This is a genomic window from Streptomyces sp. CO7, from assembly GCF_053474865.1.
In genome coordinates, this window is record NZ_JBRIOU010000002.1 from 1,024,433 (window position 1) to 1,040,691 (window position 16,259).

The 16,259-nt window shown below is 71.9% G+C and carries 14 protein-coding genes; 7 read left to right on the top strand and 7 right to left on the bottom strand.

Annotated elements, in window-relative coordinates; all coding sequences use genetic code 11:
- Positions 1–642, top strand: a 642-nt coding sequence (locus ACOV8S_RS06670) for an Lsr2 family DNA-binding protein (protein WP_448316656.1), incomplete at its 5' end; no start/stop codon positions are given.
- Positions 643–684: 42 nt separating this feature from the next.
- Entirely contained in the window at positions 685–1,422 is a 738-nt protein-coding gene (locus ACOV8S_RS06675; RefSeq protein ID WP_448316657.1) for a VOC family protein, read from the top strand.
- Between the two features lie 64 nt (positions 1,423–1,486).
- Here ACOV8S_RS06675 and ACOV8S_RS06680 read toward each other — a convergent pair whose 3' ends face one another.
- On the bottom strand, positions 1,487–2,227 hold the full coding sequence (locus tag ACOV8S_RS06680; protein WP_448316658.1) for an SDR family NAD(P)-dependent oxidoreductase: 741 nt from the start codon (positions 2,225–2,227) through the stop codon (positions 1,487–1,489).
- A 177-nt stretch (positions 2,228–2,404) separates the two neighbouring features.
- Here ACOV8S_RS06680 and ACOV8S_RS06685 point away from each other — a divergent pair, with 177 nt between their 5' ends.
- Positions 2,405–3,649, top strand: a complete 1,245-nt coding sequence (locus ACOV8S_RS06685; RefSeq protein ID WP_448316659.1) for a peptidoglycan DD-metalloendopeptidase family protein — start codon at positions 2,405–2,407, stop codon at positions 3,647–3,649.
- Positions 3,650–3,699: 50 nt separating this feature from the next.
- Here the strand turns inward: ACOV8S_RS06685 and ACOV8S_RS06690 are convergent, their stop codons facing one another.
- Complete coding sequence (locus tag ACOV8S_RS06690) at positions 3,700–4,134, bottom strand: DUF4240 domain-containing protein (protein WP_448316660.1); 435 nt, start codon at positions 4,132–4,134, stop codon at positions 3,700–3,702.
- Positions 4,135–4,337: 203 nt separating this feature from the next.
- Here ACOV8S_RS06690 and ACOV8S_RS06695 point away from each other — a divergent pair, with 203 nt between their 5' ends.
- The gene (locus tag ACOV8S_RS06695; protein WP_448316661.1) at positions 4,338–5,786 is read left to right on the top strand and encodes an NAD(P)/FAD-dependent oxidoreductase; all 1,449 of its coding nucleotides are present in this window, start codon (positions 4,338–4,340) and stop codon (positions 5,784–5,786) included.
- 41 nt (positions 5,787–5,827) lie between these two features.
- Here ACOV8S_RS06695 and ACOV8S_RS06700 read toward each other — a convergent pair whose 3' ends face one another.
- On the bottom strand, positions 5,828–6,976 hold the full coding sequence (locus ACOV8S_RS06700) for an MAB_1171c family putative transporter (RefSeq protein ID WP_448316662.1): 1,149 nt from the start codon (positions 6,974–6,976) through the stop codon (positions 5,828–5,830).
- A gap of 458 nt (positions 6,977–7,434) precedes the next feature.
- Between ACOV8S_RS06700 and ACOV8S_RS06705 the strand changes: the two genes are divergently transcribed.
- Together ACOV8S_RS06705 and ACOV8S_RS06710 are read left to right on the top strand one after the other, a co-directional pair.
- A complete protein-coding gene (locus ACOV8S_RS06705) occupies positions 7,435–7,863 on the top strand; it encodes an SSI family serine proteinase inhibitor (protein ID WP_448316663.1) in 429 nt (142 codons plus the stop codon).
- 57 nt (positions 7,864–7,920) lie between these two features.
- Positions 7,921–8,379, top strand: coding sequence for an SSI family serine proteinase inhibitor (locus ACOV8S_RS06710; RefSeq protein ID WP_448316664.1), 459 nt, complete (start codon positions 7,921–7,923; stop codon positions 8,377–8,379).
- 146 nt (positions 8,380–8,525) lie between these two features.
- Here the strand turns inward: ACOV8S_RS06710 and ACOV8S_RS06715 are convergent, their stop codons facing one another.
- From ACOV8S_RS06715 to ACOV8S_RS06725, 3 genes are all read right to left on the bottom strand, one after another.
- On the bottom strand, positions 8,526–11,105 hold the full coding sequence (locus tag ACOV8S_RS06715) for an ABC transporter permease (protein WP_448316665.1): 2,580 nt from the start codon (positions 11,103–11,105) through the stop codon (positions 8,526–8,528).
- A 193-nt stretch (positions 11,106–11,298) separates the two neighbouring features.
- Complete coding sequence (locus ACOV8S_RS06720; protein WP_351116253.1) at positions 11,299–12,063, bottom strand: ABC transporter ATP-binding protein; 765 nt, start codon at positions 12,061–12,063, stop codon at positions 11,299–11,301.
- Positions 12,064–12,260: 197 nt separating this feature from the next.
- A complete protein-coding gene (locus tag ACOV8S_RS06725; RefSeq protein ID WP_448316666.1) occupies positions 12,261–12,923 on the bottom strand; it encodes an HAD family hydrolase in 663 nt (220 codons plus the stop codon).
- Positions 12,924–13,162: 239 nt separating this feature from the next.
- On the opposite strand from ACOV8S_RS06725, the gene ACOV8S_RS06730 reads away from it, so the two are divergent.
- Positions 13,163–14,032, top strand: a complete 870-nt coding sequence (locus ACOV8S_RS06730; RefSeq protein ID WP_448316667.1) for an alpha/beta fold hydrolase — start codon at positions 13,163–13,165, stop codon at positions 14,030–14,032.
- A 53-nt stretch (positions 14,033–14,085) separates the two neighbouring features.
- Here ACOV8S_RS06730 and ACOV8S_RS06735 read toward each other — a convergent pair.
- Positions 14,086–16,259, bottom strand: a 2,174-nt coding sequence (locus ACOV8S_RS06735; RefSeq protein WP_448316669.1) for an MFS transporter, incomplete at its 5' end; no start/stop codon positions are given.

Here is a 16,259-nt window from a genome sequence, read left to right on the forward strand (position 1 = left end):
GGCCCGCCCATGGGCATCCGCTGGGACGCGGTCGAGGCGAGCCTCGGCATGACGTTGCCGCAGGACTACAAGGACCTCGCCGACCTGTACGGGCCGGGAACCTTCGACGACTACCTCTCTCCGTACCACCCGCACGGGGTGACGGAGTTCGTCAACCTCACCGGGCCCATGCCGGGCCGGATCCGGGAGCAGCTGCGGCGTGACCGGGAACGGGGCAGTCACCCGGTACCGCACCCTCCCGACCGGCTCTTCGCCTGCGGCGTCACCGACAACGGCGAGTACCTGTTCTGGGTGACCGACCCCGCGGGCGCGCCCGACCATTGGCCCGTCACCGTCAACGAGGCACGTGGACCCCGCTGGTTCACCCATGAGGGGACGCTCACGTCCTTCCTGGCCGGTGTGTTCCGGGGGACGGTGTCGGTGCCGCTCTTTCCGCGCGGTCCCGCCGGCGCCCGGCACCGGTTCGTGCCCTCGCGCCCCACGTTGTGGAAGCCCGGGCCGCCTGTGGCCACGTCAACCGTGGACACGGGGCGGATCCGGTCCTGGGCGCGAGCGCGGGGCTACGACGTTCCCCCACGCGGGCGTGTCCCCCGTGAGGTGCGCGAGGCGTGGGAGCGCGCGCACTCCAAGTCGGCTTCGTAGGGCGGGCGGAGGGGCAGTTGGGGCGGCTTCTAGTATCTGCGCATGGCTACGAGACTCGTGCAGATCAACATGAAGGCCCACGACGACTCCGCGCTCGGCCGGTTCTGGGCCGAGGTGCTCGGCTGGGGCATCGACAGCGAGGCGCCCGGCGTGACCAACCTCGAACCCGTGGGATTCACCTACCCCGACCCCACGGCCGTCTGCATCGACATCATCGCCCGCCCGGAACCGAAGACGGTGAAGAACCGGGTGCACATCGATCTGGCCACCACCTCGCCCGCCCACCAGGCGGAGTTGGTCGAGCGACTGCGGGCCCTCGGCGCCACGCTCGCCGACGTGGGCCAGGGTGACGTCCCCTGGACGGTCCTGGCCGACCCGGAGGGCAACGAGTTCTGCGTGCTGGAGCCCCGCCCGGTCTACGGGGACACCGGGCCGATCGCCGCGGTGGTGGTCGACTGCGCCGACCCGGGGGCGATGGCCCGGTTCTGGGGCGAGGCGACGGACTGGACGGTGCACGAGGTCGCCGACGACCACGCGAGCCTGCGTTCCGCCAAGGGCGTCGGTCCCTACCTGGAGTTCGTCCGCACCCCGGACGCCAAGAACGGGTGGAACCGCGTCCACATCGACGTCGCCCCGTACAAGGGTGACGACCTGGCCGCGGAGGAGACCCGGCTGCGGGCACTGGGCGCGGGTGACCCCGGCATCGACCAGTCCGAGATCCACTGGACCGTCCTGACCGACCCCGAGGGCAACGAGTTCTGCCTGCTCACTCCGCGCTGACCGACGGATGCCGCGCTCGCCGGCGCGGGCACCCGCGGGCAGCGCGGAACGCCCGGGGCGCACGTCAGGCGGTGAAGCCTCCGTCCACGTTGATCACCGCACCGGTGACGTACCGGCCGTCGGAGCCCGCCAGGTGGGCGACGGTGGCGGCGATCTCGGACGCCTCCGCGAAACGGCCTAGAGCGGTGAGGCCGGCGATGGCGTCCGCGTGAGGTCCGTCGGCGGGGTTGCTGTCGGTGTCCGTGGGGCCCGGGTGCACCAGGTTGACGGTGATCCCGCGGGGTCCGAGTTCCCGGGCCAGGCCCTTGGTCAGGCCGACGAGGGCGGTCTTGCTCATCGCGTAGAGCGCCATCCCCGGGAAGACGGCACGTTCGGCCATGTTGCTGCCGATGCTGACGATGCGGCCCCCTTCGCCCATGTGACGAACGGCCGCCCGGCACGCCACGAAGGGCGCTTGGACGTTCACCGCCAGGGTGCGGTCGACCTCTGCCGGACCCAGGTCCTCGAGCGGGCCGACCAGGAAGACGGCGGCGTTGTTGACCAGGATGTCCAGCGTGCCGAAGGCCGCGACGGTCTCGTCGACGGCAGCGGTCAGGGCCTCGGGGACCGCGCTGTCGGCCCGGACCGCCAGGGCCCGGCGGCCGGCGGCCTCGATCCGCTCCACGACCTCCGCGGCCCGGTCCGGGCTGCTCTCGTAGGTCAGGGCGACATCGGCGCCCTCCTCGGCGAGACGCAGTGCCACGGCGGCGCCGATGCCGCGGCTCCCACCGGTCACCATGGCCACTTTTCCCTCAAGTCGGTTCATGGCATCGAGCATCGCGGCTTCGGGTTCTGCGGGCTGGCGGGAATCCGACGTCGCGTTGCCCGGTCCTCCCCGGCCGCCCCGGACGATCAGGCCGGCCCTCTGGACGCGCGGGCTCCGCATCCCTAGCCTCGCTAGGCCCTCCGGGCGTACCAACCCCCTGACGTAGGGAGAGAAACGGTGTTGCATCGCAGACGCGTGGCCGGGCTGATATCCGCGGCCCTCGCCTTCGCCTCCGTCGGCCTGGTGATTCCCGGCACCGCCCAGGCGGCGCCCCGTACCTCGGTGACCACGGCCGTGACCGAGAAGCTGCTGGACCAGAACGCCCTCGCCGGCCGCGGCGTGTCGTCCCAGGAGACGCGGGTCAGGATCACCCGGGAGAAGGGCGGCACGTGGGCCTTCGGCACCGCGGTGGTGGTGGCTCCGAAGAAGGAGGGAGCGGCTCCCACCGGGGCCGTCTTCGTGGCCCGGGCCGAGGGCGGCGACTGGACCGTCGCCTTCGACGGCGAACCGGCCTTCGCCGACCTCGCCGCCGCCTCACCCGTGGTGACCGCGCACGAGAAGAAGCTCTTCTCCTCCGCCGATGCCCCTGTCGACGCCTCCGCCGACGCCGAGGTCGCCGGTTCCGAGGTCGCCGGTGCCGACGGCTCCTCCGGGGACCTGGTCCAGCCGCTGGCCAACGGGGACTACCGCACGGGCATGGCGCTGCCCTGGTCCACGGGCGCGTCGTGGACGCTGACCGGCGGCGGCCACCAGTGGGACGGCGCCAGCGGACCCTACAGCTCCGTCGACTTCGCCGGCGGCGACCAGGCGGTCCGTGCGGCGCGGGCAGGCGCCGCGTACACCCTCTGCTCGGGCTTCGTGCGGGTCATCCACGACCGGGGCTACGCCTCCGACTACTACCACCTGACCGGGCACATCAACGCCAACGGGGCAGCCGTCTCACAGGGGACCTTCCTCGGCCACACCGGCACCAACGTCGCCTGCGGCGGCTCCGCCACCGGCCGTCACGTCCACTTCGGCCTGCGCCAGAACAACGCGTACGTGCCGATCGCCGACCACGGCATCGGCGGCTGGGTCTTCTACACCACCGGCTCCTACGCGGGCTACGCGATGCACGGGTCCACCACCCGCGGCGCGGGCAGCGCCCTCACCAACTACGGCGCACTCGGGCTGACCCAGGGCATCGTGGACGCCAACGGCGGCGGCACGGTGAACAAACGGTCCGGGCCCGGCACCGGCTACGCGGTCGTCGGCACGGTCGCCGACGGCGCCGTCGTGACCGTCTCCTGCTCCCGCACCGGCACGAGCCACGAAGGGCGGTTCGGCGTCACCTCGCTGTGGGACAAGCTGAGTGACGGAACCTGGATCTCCGACGCCTACCTGTGGACCGGCTACAACGGTGCGGTCAACGGGACCTGTTGACCTCGGCACCCGCGCGCCGCAGGCCCGCCGCCCTCCGGGTCGGCGGGCCTTCACCGTGCGTCGGCCCACCCGGCCGTGTTGGAGTACGACTCGAACGAGTACCGGGTGCGGCGGTCCCATTCCTCGCCGGTGAGGTGCTCATACGCATCGTCGGGCACGTACAGCAGGGCTTCGGCCCACACCAGGTCGTCGGCGTACGGCGTGAACCGCCGCGGGTCCCGCAGCACGCCCTCGTACTCCGCACGGCCCGCCGCCACGACCGCGGCCCGGGTGTAGAGGAACCCGTCGCCCGACAGGTCCTGGCAGTACTCCCTGCGGTCCAACCGGTACAGGGCCCAGGACAGCTGCTCGGCGAAGCCGACCACGGCGTGCACCGGCCCCTTCCTGAGCCGGTCCGTCAGGGCGGCGACCAGCCCCTGGCCGTCCGGGTCGGGGCCGGTGGGGCGGCACGCTTCGATGAGCTGCCAGAAGGCGTTCTCGTCCATGGCTGGAGTCTGGCGGACGCGTCCGACAGGCCGAGGTGTCAGAAAATGAGCGGTCCACCGGGACAGTGCGAGCCGTGCGGGCCAGGCTATGTCCGCGAGAGACCGAAGGTGATCGACGGTGGCCTTCGATGTCTGAATTCCTATGGGGTTGCCGAGGGTTGTGTGCAGGTAACGTGATCCCACCATGAAGATCGGGGAGAGTCATGTCTCGCAGTGCTGTGGTCGTCGGGGCGAGCCTGGGCGGGCTCCTTGCCGCCGCTGCCCTGGCCGACCAGGTCGACCGGGTAACCGTCGTGGAGCGGGACAGGCTGCCCGACCAGCCGGCATTCCGTAAGGGCTTACCTCAGAGCCGGCACGCGCACATCCTGCTGCCGAGCGGACGTCAAGCGATCGAAGACCTGGTTCCCGGCCTGCGACTGCGGGAGAGCATCCTCGAAGCGGGTGGCCGGGACATATCCATGACGGCCGACGCGCTCATGACCGGACCCGCGGGGTGGTTCCGCCGCTGGCCGCAGAGGAGCCATTGCCTCCTCACGTGCAGTCGTGAGCTGCTGGACCACTTGGTCCGCAGAGCCGTTCTGTCCCATCCGGGCATCGCTGTGCTCAAGGCGGAGGCCACCGGCCTCACGGGTACGGCCGAGCAGGTCACCGGCGTCCGCCTGGCGGGTGCGGACCCTCTCACGGCCGACGTGGTCGTCGATGCCGGTGGGCGCGGTTCCCGAGCGGTGCCCTGGCTCGAACAGCTGGGCACGAGCGGCATACCCGAGGCAGTGGTCGACGCCGGGCTCGTGTATGCCAGTCGGCTCTTCCGCATACCCGCAGGAGCCGAGGGCCTGCCGCTCATCATGCTCCAGTCCGTACCGGACCCGACCAGGCCGAGCCGGTCCGCCGTTCTGGTGCCCATCGAGGGCGACCGCTGGCTCGTCAGCGTCAGCGGCAGTCGGGGCGGAGAGCCTTCCTCGCGCGCCGAGGACTTCGTCCCCTACGCCCTGAGTCTCCGTGACCCGCTCGTGGGCCGGCTGATCTCGGGCGCTGAGCCTCTGTCCGACGTCATGCTGACCCGGAGCACGGGCAACAGGCGCCGTCACTTCGAGAAGGTGAGGCTGCCTGACGGGTTCGTCGCACTGGGCGACGCCGTCGCCTCCTTCAATCCCGTCTACGGCCAGGGCATCACCGTTGCCGCGCTCAGTGCCAAGGCGTTGAAGCAGGAGGCGCAGAAGGGGCGGCTGGACGCAACGGGTGCGTCCAGCCGCGTGCAGCGCGAGATCGGCAAGCGGGTGGACGCGGCCTGGGCGCTCAGTGCCTCCCTGGACCGGTGGGTTCCCGGTGTCGAGGGTGACAGCCCGTCCCTGCTGGACCGCGCACTGTCCCGCTACACCGGCCGCATGGCCCGGGTTGCCACCACGTCCTACAAGGTCTCGGCGGCCATGTGTGATGTGACCACCTTGCAGGTGAGCGGCGCTCACCTGCTCAAGCCCGCCTTGGTGGCCGCCACGGTCGCAGGCCCGCGGCTCCCCTTGCTCGACGGTCCGCCGCTGACTTCGGAGGAACGAGCGATCCTCGGCCGCCTGGACCGGACGGGCGATCAGGAGGACGCGGATCCGCCTGGGGGAGGCGGCACGGCGCCGCACCTCAGTGAGGAGGGTGTGTGACCGGATCGCCGGAGGAGCAGTGCTCAGCGCGGATTCCTGCCTCAGAAGGCTGAGGGCACGTCGCCGCCGTGGTGCGCCCGCACCACGGCGGCGACTTCGGGTGTCTCCACGGCTCGGGAGAGCCGTACCAAAGAGGCCTCCGCCATGGGTATCTCCGCCCTGTGCGCGTCCGGCACGGCGGGGCCGGGGCGAGCGGCCACCGCCACCACGGCCGCCAGTGCCACATCGGCGGCCTGCACCGGATCGCGTCCCGCCCTTCGCAGGTCGTCGTAGACCTGCTCCTGGACACGGGCGTCCAGGCGGGAATCCAGGCGATGGATGCCGTCACGGATGGCGCTGACCCTCCGCATGAGGTGCAGATGTGCGTCCAGTCCGGAGACGCCCGGCAGGCGCACGGTGAAGCGGCCGTCGGCCGGCACGACGAGACGGTGCAGCGGTCGAAGACGGACGAAGGCCAGCGTGCTCTCGACGCGTCTGCCGAGCGTTGGGAGCGCGTAACCCGCCATCACGAAGACGGTGCCGAGGGCGACCAGGGACGGAGCCACGTGCGTGCTGAGCTCGTCCCAGTCCTGGCCGGCCCAGCGGGCGCCCACTGCTGTCAACTTGCAGACGCTGTAGGTCGTGACGCTGATCCAGCCGGTGCACAGCAGGATGAGGGACCGGCGAATCCAGCCGTGGGCATGGCGCGACCAGCGACCGCACAGGACGGCGGTGGTCAGCGCTGCAACGAAGTGGGCCACCAGGTAGAGGGCGATCATCTCCCGGATGAACGGAGCCGTCGCGTAGTAGGTGTCCAGGTCGGCCGTGCGTTCCACGGGGGCGTCCCCCGCGGCGAAGAGCGCGAACAAGGAGACGGCTACGCAGGTGTACGCGACGGTACAGGCTCGCGTCGCACGTCGTGCACCGTCCGAACTGCCGCCGCGCCACTGGATCATGAGAGAGAGCGAGGCCGCACTGAAGGCCATCACCGTGGCGTAGGTCACCGGGGCCGCGGCGTTCGGCACACTGATCGCGTTGATGGCGGTGACGGTGGAAGGCGCTCCCAGAGCGAAGCAGCCGGCGCCGAGGACGGCCACGACGGCGACCGCGCGTTTGAGGGGGTCGTGGCGCAGAGCGCGTAGACCAGGCCATTGGGCCAGCGCTCCCAGCAGGAGAGCCCCGGCCGCGATGTAGTAGATCCACGCCTCCATGTCAGGCCCACGACCCAGGTAGGAGCGTCTCGACGTGCCGGGCGACCTCGTCCTCAGGACAGAGTCCCCGGGAGCGCGGTGACCGCGTCCGAGCCGGTGGGATGGTCGGCTTCCTCATCTCGCGCGCCGCGCGGCTGTTCACGTGATGCCCTTCCTGGTCCAGTGGTGTCACGGTCTTCGACCTCAAGGCTCCATGCCTTCGAAAGCCGCACACGGCTGCAGTGGTTGTCCCATTCTGGTGCAGTGCCGTGCCCTCGCACAGTCTGCTCCTCAGGGAATCGGTGGGCATGAACGTGGACATCACGGTGCGGGCCACGATGGTGGCTGCGCGAGGTCGCCGGTGCACCCCGGCATCGTCCCCTCCGGACCTGCGCAAGGTGGCCGACGGGCCACTTGTGGGGTGACGAGTGCTGCACGACTTTGGTGGTGGGGCACACCGAAGCGACGATCGGAGAGGTATGAGAAAGCGACTTGGGGTGCTTCTTGCCGCGGGAGTGATGGCGACCGCGGGATCCGTGGTCCCGGCCGCCGCGGCCGGTGCGGGCTCGTCGGGGGCGTCGGGCGGCGGCGCGGCCGCGCTGTCGAGCCTGACCATCACCAAGAGCGGGCCGAGTTGGAGCGGTCAGCCGGCCCGGCAGGTCACGCTCCAGTGCGAGCCCTCCGGCGGGACCCACCCCGCCGCCGCGGACGCCTGCGCCAAACTGCTGGCCGTCGGCGGGCAGTTCGACAAGCTTCAGCCCGTCGGGAACCTCGCCTGCCCGCCCGTCTGGATGCCGACGACGGTCACGGTGACGGGTACCTGGCGGCTGCAGCCGGTGTACTGGACCAAGACGTACAGCAGCGACTGCGATGCCGGGGTCCGCAGTGACTACGTGTTCCGGTTCTGACCCGGCCGTCCCTGACATCCGCAGGCGACGGCACCCGTGTACGAGGATCGGAGACGTATGAAGATCAGTGAGAGGCTGGGAGTGCTGCTGACCGCGGGGGTCCTGGCGACCGCGGGGTCCGTCGTCCCGGCCGCTGCGGCCGGGACCGCCTCCGCGGTGTCCGGTGCGGCGCCGGCGTCCGAGAGGGCGGTGGCCGGTGCCGCAGCGCTGTCGAGCCTGACCATGACCAGGAGCGGCTCGAGTTGGGGCGGCTCGCTGAACAAGCAGGTGACCCTCCTGTGCGAGCCCGCCGGCGGGACGCATCCCAGGCCGGAGGACGCCTGCGCCAAGATCGCCGCCGTCAACGGGAAGCTGGACCAGCTCCCGCGTGCCTCCGGTATGGGCTGCCCCGGGGTCTGGCTGCCCGTCACCATCACGGTGACGGGGACCTGGCGGCTGCAGCCGGTGTCCTTCACCAGGACGTACGGCAACGACTGCGAGGCCGCGGTCGGCAGCAACCTCGTGTTCCAGTTCTGACGGGCGCCCGCGCCCAAGGCCTCGGTCCGGCCCGACCCGGTCGGCTCCGTACCCGGCCTGCCGCGGCAACGGAGGGGCCGGGTCCTTCACCTGGGTGAAGGACCCGGCCCCGCGCGCCGCACGGCGGTCGTCAGTCCGTGCGGTCGTCAGTCCGTCTTGATGGCGTCCAGCACGTTCAGCCGTGCCGCGCTGCGGGCCGGCCACAGCGAGGCGAGGACGCCGACGAGGCCCGCGGCCACCAGGAAGAGCGCGATCCGGTCCCAGGGCAGGACCAGCTCGTAACCCGGGATCGACGACTTGATGGTCTGGCCGATCGCCCAGCCCAGGAAGACTCCGAGGCCGACGCCGATCAGCGCTCCGAACAGGGAGATGACCACGGCCTCCAGCCGGACCATCCGCTTGACCCGCCGCCGGTCGAGGCCGATCGCGCGGAGCATGCCGATCTCCTGCTGCCGCTCGAAGACCGACATCGCCAGGGTGTTGACCACTCCGAGGACGGCGATGAGGAGGGCCATCGCGAGCAGGCCGTAGAGGATGTTGAGCAGCAGGTTGATCATGCCGCCGAACTGGTCGCGGATGTCCTGGTGATCCATCATCGTGATGGCCGGGTTGTCGCCGAGGGCGTGGGCCAGGGCCTTCTCGTTCGCCGCGGACTCGCCGCCGTCCATCGTGACGAAGATCTGCGGGATGTACGGCTTCGCCTCGTGGGCGTCCGCGACGTCGGTGCCGACGACGACGGGGGAGAGGAACTCGCTGTCCTTGTAGACCGCGCCGACCGTCAGGGTGCCGTGCTCACGGTCGGCGAAGGTGACGGGGACGTCCGTGCCGACCTTCCAGCCCTTCGCGGTGGCCGTCTTCTCGGCGACCGCGATGCGCCCCTCGGCGAGCGAGCCGAGGTCGCCCCGCACGACGTCGATGCGCAGGACCTGCTCGACGGCGCCCGGGGTCACCGCCGACGCGGAGAGGTAGTCGCCCCGGCGGGGCTTCCCGTCCGCCGGGTCCTCGTCCTTGCCGCCGCTCCCGAGCTGGAGGGAGACGGCCTGCTGCGGCGAGACCGCGGACACGCCGTCCGCCTTCTCCAGGGCGGTCAGCGCCGACCGGTCGAGGGGACCGCCGTTCGCCATCACCACCATGTAGTCGGCCTTGATGTTGTCCGTGGTCATCCGGTCCAGGGCCTGGCCGACGGTCACGCCGAGCACGGTCAGGCCGGTCACCAGCGTCAGACCGATGGTCAGGGCGGACGCGGTGGCGCCGGTGCGGCGCGGATTGCGGACCGCGTTCTGCCCGGCGAGCTTGCCGGAGACGCCGAACGGGCCGGTGAGCAGAGGGCGGATGAGCGCGATGACGGGACGCGACAGCAGCGGGATCAGCACGATGATGCCGATCAGCGCGAAGAACGCGCCGCCCGCGATCCGGAGCCGGCCGTCGTCGCCGCCGATCCCCGCACCCCACACGATGGCGGCCGCACCGAGCGCGGTGACGACCGCGCCGATCGTGTTGCGGACGACCAGGGACCGGGTGGTGGCGACCGCGTGGACGCTGCTCATCGCCGCCACCGGCGGGATCTTCGCGGCCCGGCGGCCCGGCAGCCAGGCGGCCAGCATGGTGATCAGCACGCCGACGGCGAGTGCGGCGGCCACCGGGGTGGGGGTGACGACCAGCGGTCCCGGCGGGACGGTCATGCCGAACGCGGACATGCCGGACCGCAGCCCGAGTGCCAGGACGACGCCGACGGCGAAGCCGACCGCCGAGGCGATCGCGCCCACCACCGCCGCCTCGACGAGGACCGAGCGGGTGATCTGCTTGCGCGTGGCGCCGACGGCGCGCATCAGCGCGAGTTCCTTGGTGCGCTGGGCGACCAGCATCGAGAAGGTGTTGGAGATCAGGAAGACGCCGACGAAGAGGGCGATGCCGGCGAAGCCCAGCAGGACCTGCTTGAGGGCGCCGAGACCCGACTCGATCTCCTTCGCCTGCTTCTCGGCGAGTTCCTGGCCGGTGCCGGCCTCGGCCGACTCGGGCAGCAGCGGCTCGATCGCGTCGAGGAGTTCCTCGTCGTCGGCGCCCGGGGCGGCGACGACGGTGACGTCGCTGAACCAGCCCTTCTCGAGGTACTGCTTCTGGGCGACCGCCGTCTCGAAGAGGACGAGGCTGCCGCCGGCCTTCACCTCGCCGTCGTCGGTGGTGAAGACGCCGCTGAGGGTGAACGTCCTGACCGGCCCGTTGGTGGCCACGCGCACACGGTCGCCCACCTCGTAGCCGCCCTTGCGGGCGGTGCCCTCGTCGAGCGCGATCTGTCCGGCCTTCGACGGGCCGGAGCCCTGGACGAAGGTGTAGGAGGGGTCCCGCCCGTCCTCGCCGGGGGTGAAGTTGGAGCCCTTCGGGCTGCCGAAGGCGCCGTCGATGAGCTTGCCGTCGCGGTCGGCCACGCCGGCGAAGCCGCGGACGCGGCCGTACGCGGCGGCCACGCCGTCCAGCGCCCGGATCCGGTCGAGGGTTTTGCGGGAGACGCCGGGGTCGGCCTCGGGGTCGTCGGGGTCGCCGTAGGAGGTGACGGCCACCGCCACGTCGTCGTAGCTCTTGGCGGACTGGCTCCGGAAGGCGTGGGAGAGGGTGTCGGTGAAGACCAGGGTGCCGGAGACGAAGGCCACGCCGAGCATCACGGCGAGCACGGTCATCAGCAGTCTGATCCGGTGCGCGAGGACGGTGCGCACGGCGGTACGGAACATGTGGGTGTCCAGGTGGTGGGGCGTCCGGGGCCGCGGTCGACGCGGGCCGGACGGGGTGACGGGAGCGGGCCGGGTACGGGGCACGGCCCTCGGGCTTCGCTGCGGGCTTCGCCGCGGGACCTCGTCCGGGGCTGGGCCTACGCCGGGGGGAACAACCCCGGCTTCGGCATCGGTGAGAGAGCCCCGGGAGGGCTCAGCTCGTGCGGCCCTTGGCGTCGAACGCCTTCATGCGGTCCAGCACGCCGTCCGCGGTCGGGGCGAGCATCTCGTCGACGATCCGCCCGTCCGCGAGGAAGACGACGCGGTCCGCGTACGAGGCCGCCACCGGGTCGTGCGTCACCATCACGACGGTCTGGCCCAGCTCCCGCACGGAATGGCGCAGGAAGCCCAGCACCTCGGCGCCGGAACGCGAGTCCAGGTTGCCGGTCGGCTCGTCGCCGAAGACGATCTCGGGCCGGGAGGCGAGCGCGCGGGCGACGGCGACGCGCTGCTGCTGGCCGCCGGACAGCTGGGCGGGGCGGTGGTGGAGCCGGCCGGAGAGTCCGACCATGTCGATGACCCGCTCCACCCACTCCTTGTCGGGCCGGCGGCCGGCGATGTCCATCGGCAGGGTGATGTTCTCCATCGCGGTCAGCGTCGGCAGCAGGTTGAACGCCTGGAAGATGAAGCCGACCTTGTCGCGGCGCAGCTTGGTGAGCTGCTTGTCCTTGAGAGCGCCGAGTTCGGTCTCGCCCAGCCGCACGGAGCCGCCGCTGAAGGTGTCGAGGCCGGCGACGCAGTGCATGAGCGTGGACTTGCCGGAGCCGGACGGGCCCATGATGGCGGTGAACTCACCCTGCCGGAACTCCACGGTGACCCGGTCGAGCGCGACCACCTGGGTCTCACCCTGTCCGTAGACCTTGGACAGCTCCGTGGCGCGGGCGGCCACTGCGGTGGTTCGGTGGGCGGTGGTGGTCACGTGACTGCACTCCTGAGGGCTGTTGCTGAGGGACGTGACCATCCTGACGCCCGCCGGGGCCGCGGACCGTCCCTCCAGGTGCCCGTTCCCGATGCCCTCCGGAGGCTGACGGCGGGACTGTCCTCTCCTCCTGCGGTATGACGGCGGGCGGGCGACGGTGAGGGTTGTGCCGTACGGGGGTGTGATCACCGGGACCCTTACGGCACGGCCGTGACCAGGCGTTCCAGCGCGGGGAGCACCGCGCGCAGGTCGTCGCCGTCCACCGCCACGGTGGCGGCCGCCCGCGCCGCGCCCGAGGCGTTGAACGCCACGCTCACCCCGGCGGAGGCGAACAGGGGCAGGTCGGACCGGCTGTCCCCGACGGCCCCGCACGAGGCGGCGGAGAGCCCCAGGTCCCGCGCCTGGGCCAGGGCGAGGTCCCGTTTGTCGTACTCGTCGAAGTGGTGGGCGACCCGGCCGGTGAACCGGCCGTCCACGGCCTCCAGCCGGGGGCCGCCGAAGGCGTGAAAGCCGAAGCGGCCGGTGAGGTGGCTGCCGACCGGCCACCAGGCAAGGGTCGCCAGTACCGGGGCGAGCCGGTTCCTCCGGCACCAGCCCACGGTCTCCGCGATACCCGCCACCAGGGGCAGCGTGTCGAGCCGACGGGAGACCTGCTCCTCGGTCACCCCCGCCCAGGCCTTCGCGTCCAGCTCGGACACCTGCCGGTTGTCCAGCTCGCCCGCGGCGTAGGCGTCCTCCGCCGCGGCCAGCTCGTCGTGGTGACCGAGGAAGCCGGCCAGGAAGACCGAGGAACTGGTGCCGGCGACCAGCGTGCCGTCGACGTCGAAGAACACGGCACCCGCGTAAGAGGAGGAGGACACCCGTCGAGGATGGCACCGTCTCGGCCGATCGGTCGTCGCGGGGTGAACGCTCGCAGTCCCCTCGGCGTGCCGGGTCGACGAACCGCCGGCGGCGTGAACGATCGGAGTCCTGCGACGGTCGTGGCCGGGAGTGACCCCGTGCCGGCCGACGTGGGCGGCGCAGGGGTCCGGCGGACCGGGTCAGGAACCCGCTGGTTCGGCCCCTCGCCCCTCGCCCTCCGACGAAAGGACCCCGTCCGATGACTTCCGAAGGCCATTCCCGTCGCCGCGTGCTCGGCGGACTGATCGGGGCGGGCGGTGCCCTCACGTTCGGCGCCGCCGCGCACGCCTCCGACGGCGCCGGCACCGGTGCAAGGCCCGGCACCACGACCCGCGCCGACGCCGACGAGGCGACCGGCCGGGCCACCGGCGCGACCGTCGTCCTCGTCCACGGTGTCTTCGCCGACGCCTCCGGCTGGAACGCCGTGACCGCCCGGCTGCTGGAGGCGGGACACCAGGTCCTCGCCCCGGCCAACCCCCTGCGGGACCTCGCCGGTGACTCGGCGTACCTTGCCGGCGTCCTCGCGACGCTGCCCGGCCCCGTGATCCTGGTGGGCCACTCCTACGGCGGCGAGGTGATCACCAACGCAGCCCGGGGCCACGACCACGTGAAGGCCCTCGTCTATGCCGCCGCCTTCGCGCCCGACGAGGGCGAGAACGCGCTGCAGCTGGCGCGCAGGTTCCCCGGCAGCCGACTGGAGGGCGCGCTGGTGACCCGGCCCCTGCCCGGCGGGACCGACGCCGACGGGTACATCGACCCGGCGAAGTTCCACGAGGTGTTCGCCGCGGACCTGCCGCGCTCCACCACCCGGGTGATGGCCGTCTCCCAGCGTCCGGGCAGCCTGAACGGACTGTCGGGGCCCAGTGGGGTCCCGGCCTGGAAGACCCTGCCGTCCTGGTACGTCGTCGCGGGCTCCGACCGGGTCATCCCGCCGGCCCTGCAGCGGTTCATGGCCGAACGCGCCCGGAGCAGGACCGTCGAGGTCAAGGGCGCCTCCCACGTCGTGATGATGTCCCACCCGGACGTCGTGGTGCGGCAGATCACGGCCGCGTACCGCGCCACGCGCTGACCCGCCCGTACCCCTGACGAGGAGCGTGCGGGCCGGGCCCGCACGCCCCCGCGTCAGACCGCCGCCGTGCGCCGGCGTTCCTTCAGGGTCTCCACCCCGAGGAGGTCGTCCGGGACTGCGTCCGGCATCTCGGTGTCGAAGTGGCGCAACCGGGGGATCCGCAGTGCGCCGGCGACCACGAGGACCATCGCCGCGGAGCAGAGCACGAACATCAGGGCGATGCCGCGGCCCGGACCCGTGCCGACCAGCAGCCCCGCCGTCGAGGCGAGGGCGCCGTCGTCGGTGAGGAGACGGTCGAAGAGGCCGGAGCCGAGCGGAGCGATCAGGCCCATCCCGATCGGCAGCGTGGACCAGGCCACCAGCGTGTTCAGGGCGAACACCCGGCCGTGGTACCGGAACGGCACCTTGAGCTGGACGATCGTCGTGTAGACGGAGTTCATCAGGGTGAGGAAGAAGGTCAGGGCGAAGGCCCCGACGCCCACCGTCACCAGGGACGGCCGCAGGCCCACCAGCAGGCCGCCCGCGGACATGCAGACCGTGGTCACCAGCACCACCCGGAAGCGGTTGCCGCTCGGGCCGCCCCACACCGCCATGGTGGCGCCGCCCAGCAGCACCCCGAGGCCGGAGACGACCGAGATGGTCCCCACCTCGGTCAGACTCGCGAAGGAGAGCACCAGCGGGGAGACCAGCAGCATCAGCGGGGAGAGGAAGAGGTTGAGGACGGCGAAGAAGCCGAGCATCGACCGCAGACCCCGGTCCCGCCAGGTGTAGGAGAACCCCTTGGCCATCTCGGTGGCGAGCGGCTCCCGGGGACGCCACGGCAGCGTGTTCGGGAAGCGGACCAGGGCGACCGTGGCGATGGCGAAGGCGTAGCTGGCCACGTCGATCAGCACGATGCCGCCCAGGTCGATCAGGCTGAGCAGCCCGGCCGCCACCAGCGGCACGACCAGCTGCGCCACGCCGTTGGTCAGCTGCGTCACCCCGATCGCGTGCCCCAGGAAGTGCTTGGGGACCAGCTGCGGCACCGCCGAGCCGAAGGCGAGCCGCTGGAAGGTGCTGGTCACGGACAGGCCGGCGACCAGCACGTAGGTGTGCCACTGCTGCAGACCGCCACTCAGCACCAGCACCGCGAGCACCGCCGTCACCACCATGGAGGCGACGTCGGCGAGCAGGATCACCTTCCGCCGGCTGCCCCGGTCCACGATCGCCCCGGCCAGCGGGGAGAGCAGCAGGCCCGCGAGGTTCAGCACGGCCAGGGTGGAGAACTGGGCGATCGACCCGGAGTCCATCAGCACGGTGATCGGCAGCGCCCAGCCCGTCAGCGCCGAGCCGATCAGCGAGAGCTGCTGGCCCGCCGCGATCGTCAGGAAGCGGCCCATGCCGGGCCTGACGGTGTCGGCCGGCGCGGTGTCCTCGTTCGCGGCGGCGACCTCGTGGACCCACCAGGTGTCGTCCTCGGCACGCGGCGGGGGATCGTCCAGCCGGGTGTGGACGCGGAGCACGTCGGCCAGCTCCTCGGCCCGGTAGCGCAGGAAGAAGTGACCGCCCTCGTCCAGCACCACCAGGGCGGCGGTGTCGGTGAGGAAGTGCCACTCCCGGAAGCGTTCCTCGTACATCTGGGTCGCCGGGTCGCGTTCGCCGATCACCGAGACGACCGGGGCCCGCAGCCGCTCACGGTCGGGGGTGTCGAAGAGCCGGGTGAAGTAGCGCTCGGCGGCCCGCGAGTCGTGCCGCATGGTGCGGACGATCCGGTCGGCGACCCCCGGCTCCAGCTCGTCCAGGTCGACGCCACGCGCCTTGAGCGAGTCGAGGTCACGGCGGCTGCCCCGCAGCCGGTCGAGGACGTCGGGCCGGACGAGCCTGCTCCACAGACCGCCGGGACGGGCGAAGGGGAAGATCGCGCCGATGTAGACCGCCTCGACCTCCCGTCCGGCGGCCTCCACCCGGCGGGCCAGCTCCACGGCGAGCGCGGCGCCGACCCCGCAGTGGCCGTAGACCACCAGCGGGCCCTCGATCGCCAGGATCTCCTGGGTGGTCCGCTCGGCCAGCTCGTCGAAGTCCATCGGTTCCTCGTCGAGACCGATGTCGTTGCCGGGGATGGACAGCGCGTACAGCGCCTCGTCACCGGGGAGCGCCTCGGCGAGCGGCTGGTACACGATGGCGCTGCCCGAGCCGTAGGGCACGCAGACGTAACTGATCCGGGCGGCGGGGCGTGGCGGGGTGAGCC

Excerpts from the sequence above, each read along its gene's own strand:
- ACOV8S_RS06705 (WP_448316663.1), top strand. The coding sequence starts at position 7,435 with ATGAGAAAGCGACTTGGGGTGCTTCTTGCCGCGGGAGTGATGGCGACC.
- ACOV8S_RS06730 (WP_448316667.1), top strand. The coding sequence starts at position 13,163 with ATGACTTCCGAAGGCCATTCCCGTCGCCGCGTGCTCGGCGGACTGATC.
- ACOV8S_RS06695 (WP_448316661.1), top strand. The coding sequence starts at position 4,338 with ATGTCTCGCAGTGCTGTGGTCGTCGGGGCGAGCCTGGGCGGGCTCCTT.
- ACOV8S_RS06700 (WP_448316662.1), bottom strand. The coding sequence starts at position 6,976 with ATGGAGGCGTGGATCTACTACATCGCGGCCGGGGCTCTCCTGCTGGGA.
- ACOV8S_RS06710 (WP_448316664.1), top strand. The coding sequence starts at position 7,921 with ATGAAGATCAGTGAGAGGCTGGGAGTGCTGCTGACCGCGGGGGTCCTG.
- ACOV8S_RS06680 (WP_448316658.1), bottom strand. The coding sequence starts at position 2,227 with ATGAACCGACTTGAGGGAAAAGTGGCCATGGTGACCGGTGGGAGCCGC.
- ACOV8S_RS06690 (WP_448316660.1), bottom strand. The coding sequence starts at position 4,134 with ATGGACGAGAACGCCTTCTGGCAGCTCATCGAAGCGTGCCGCCCCACC.
- ACOV8S_RS06675 (WP_448316657.1), top strand. The coding sequence starts at position 685 with ATGGCTACGAGACTCGTGCAGATCAACATGAAGGCCCACGACGACTCC.
- ACOV8S_RS06715 (WP_448316665.1), bottom strand. The coding sequence starts at position 11,105 with ATGTTCCGTACCGCCGTGCGCACCGTCCTCGCGCACCGGATCAGACTG.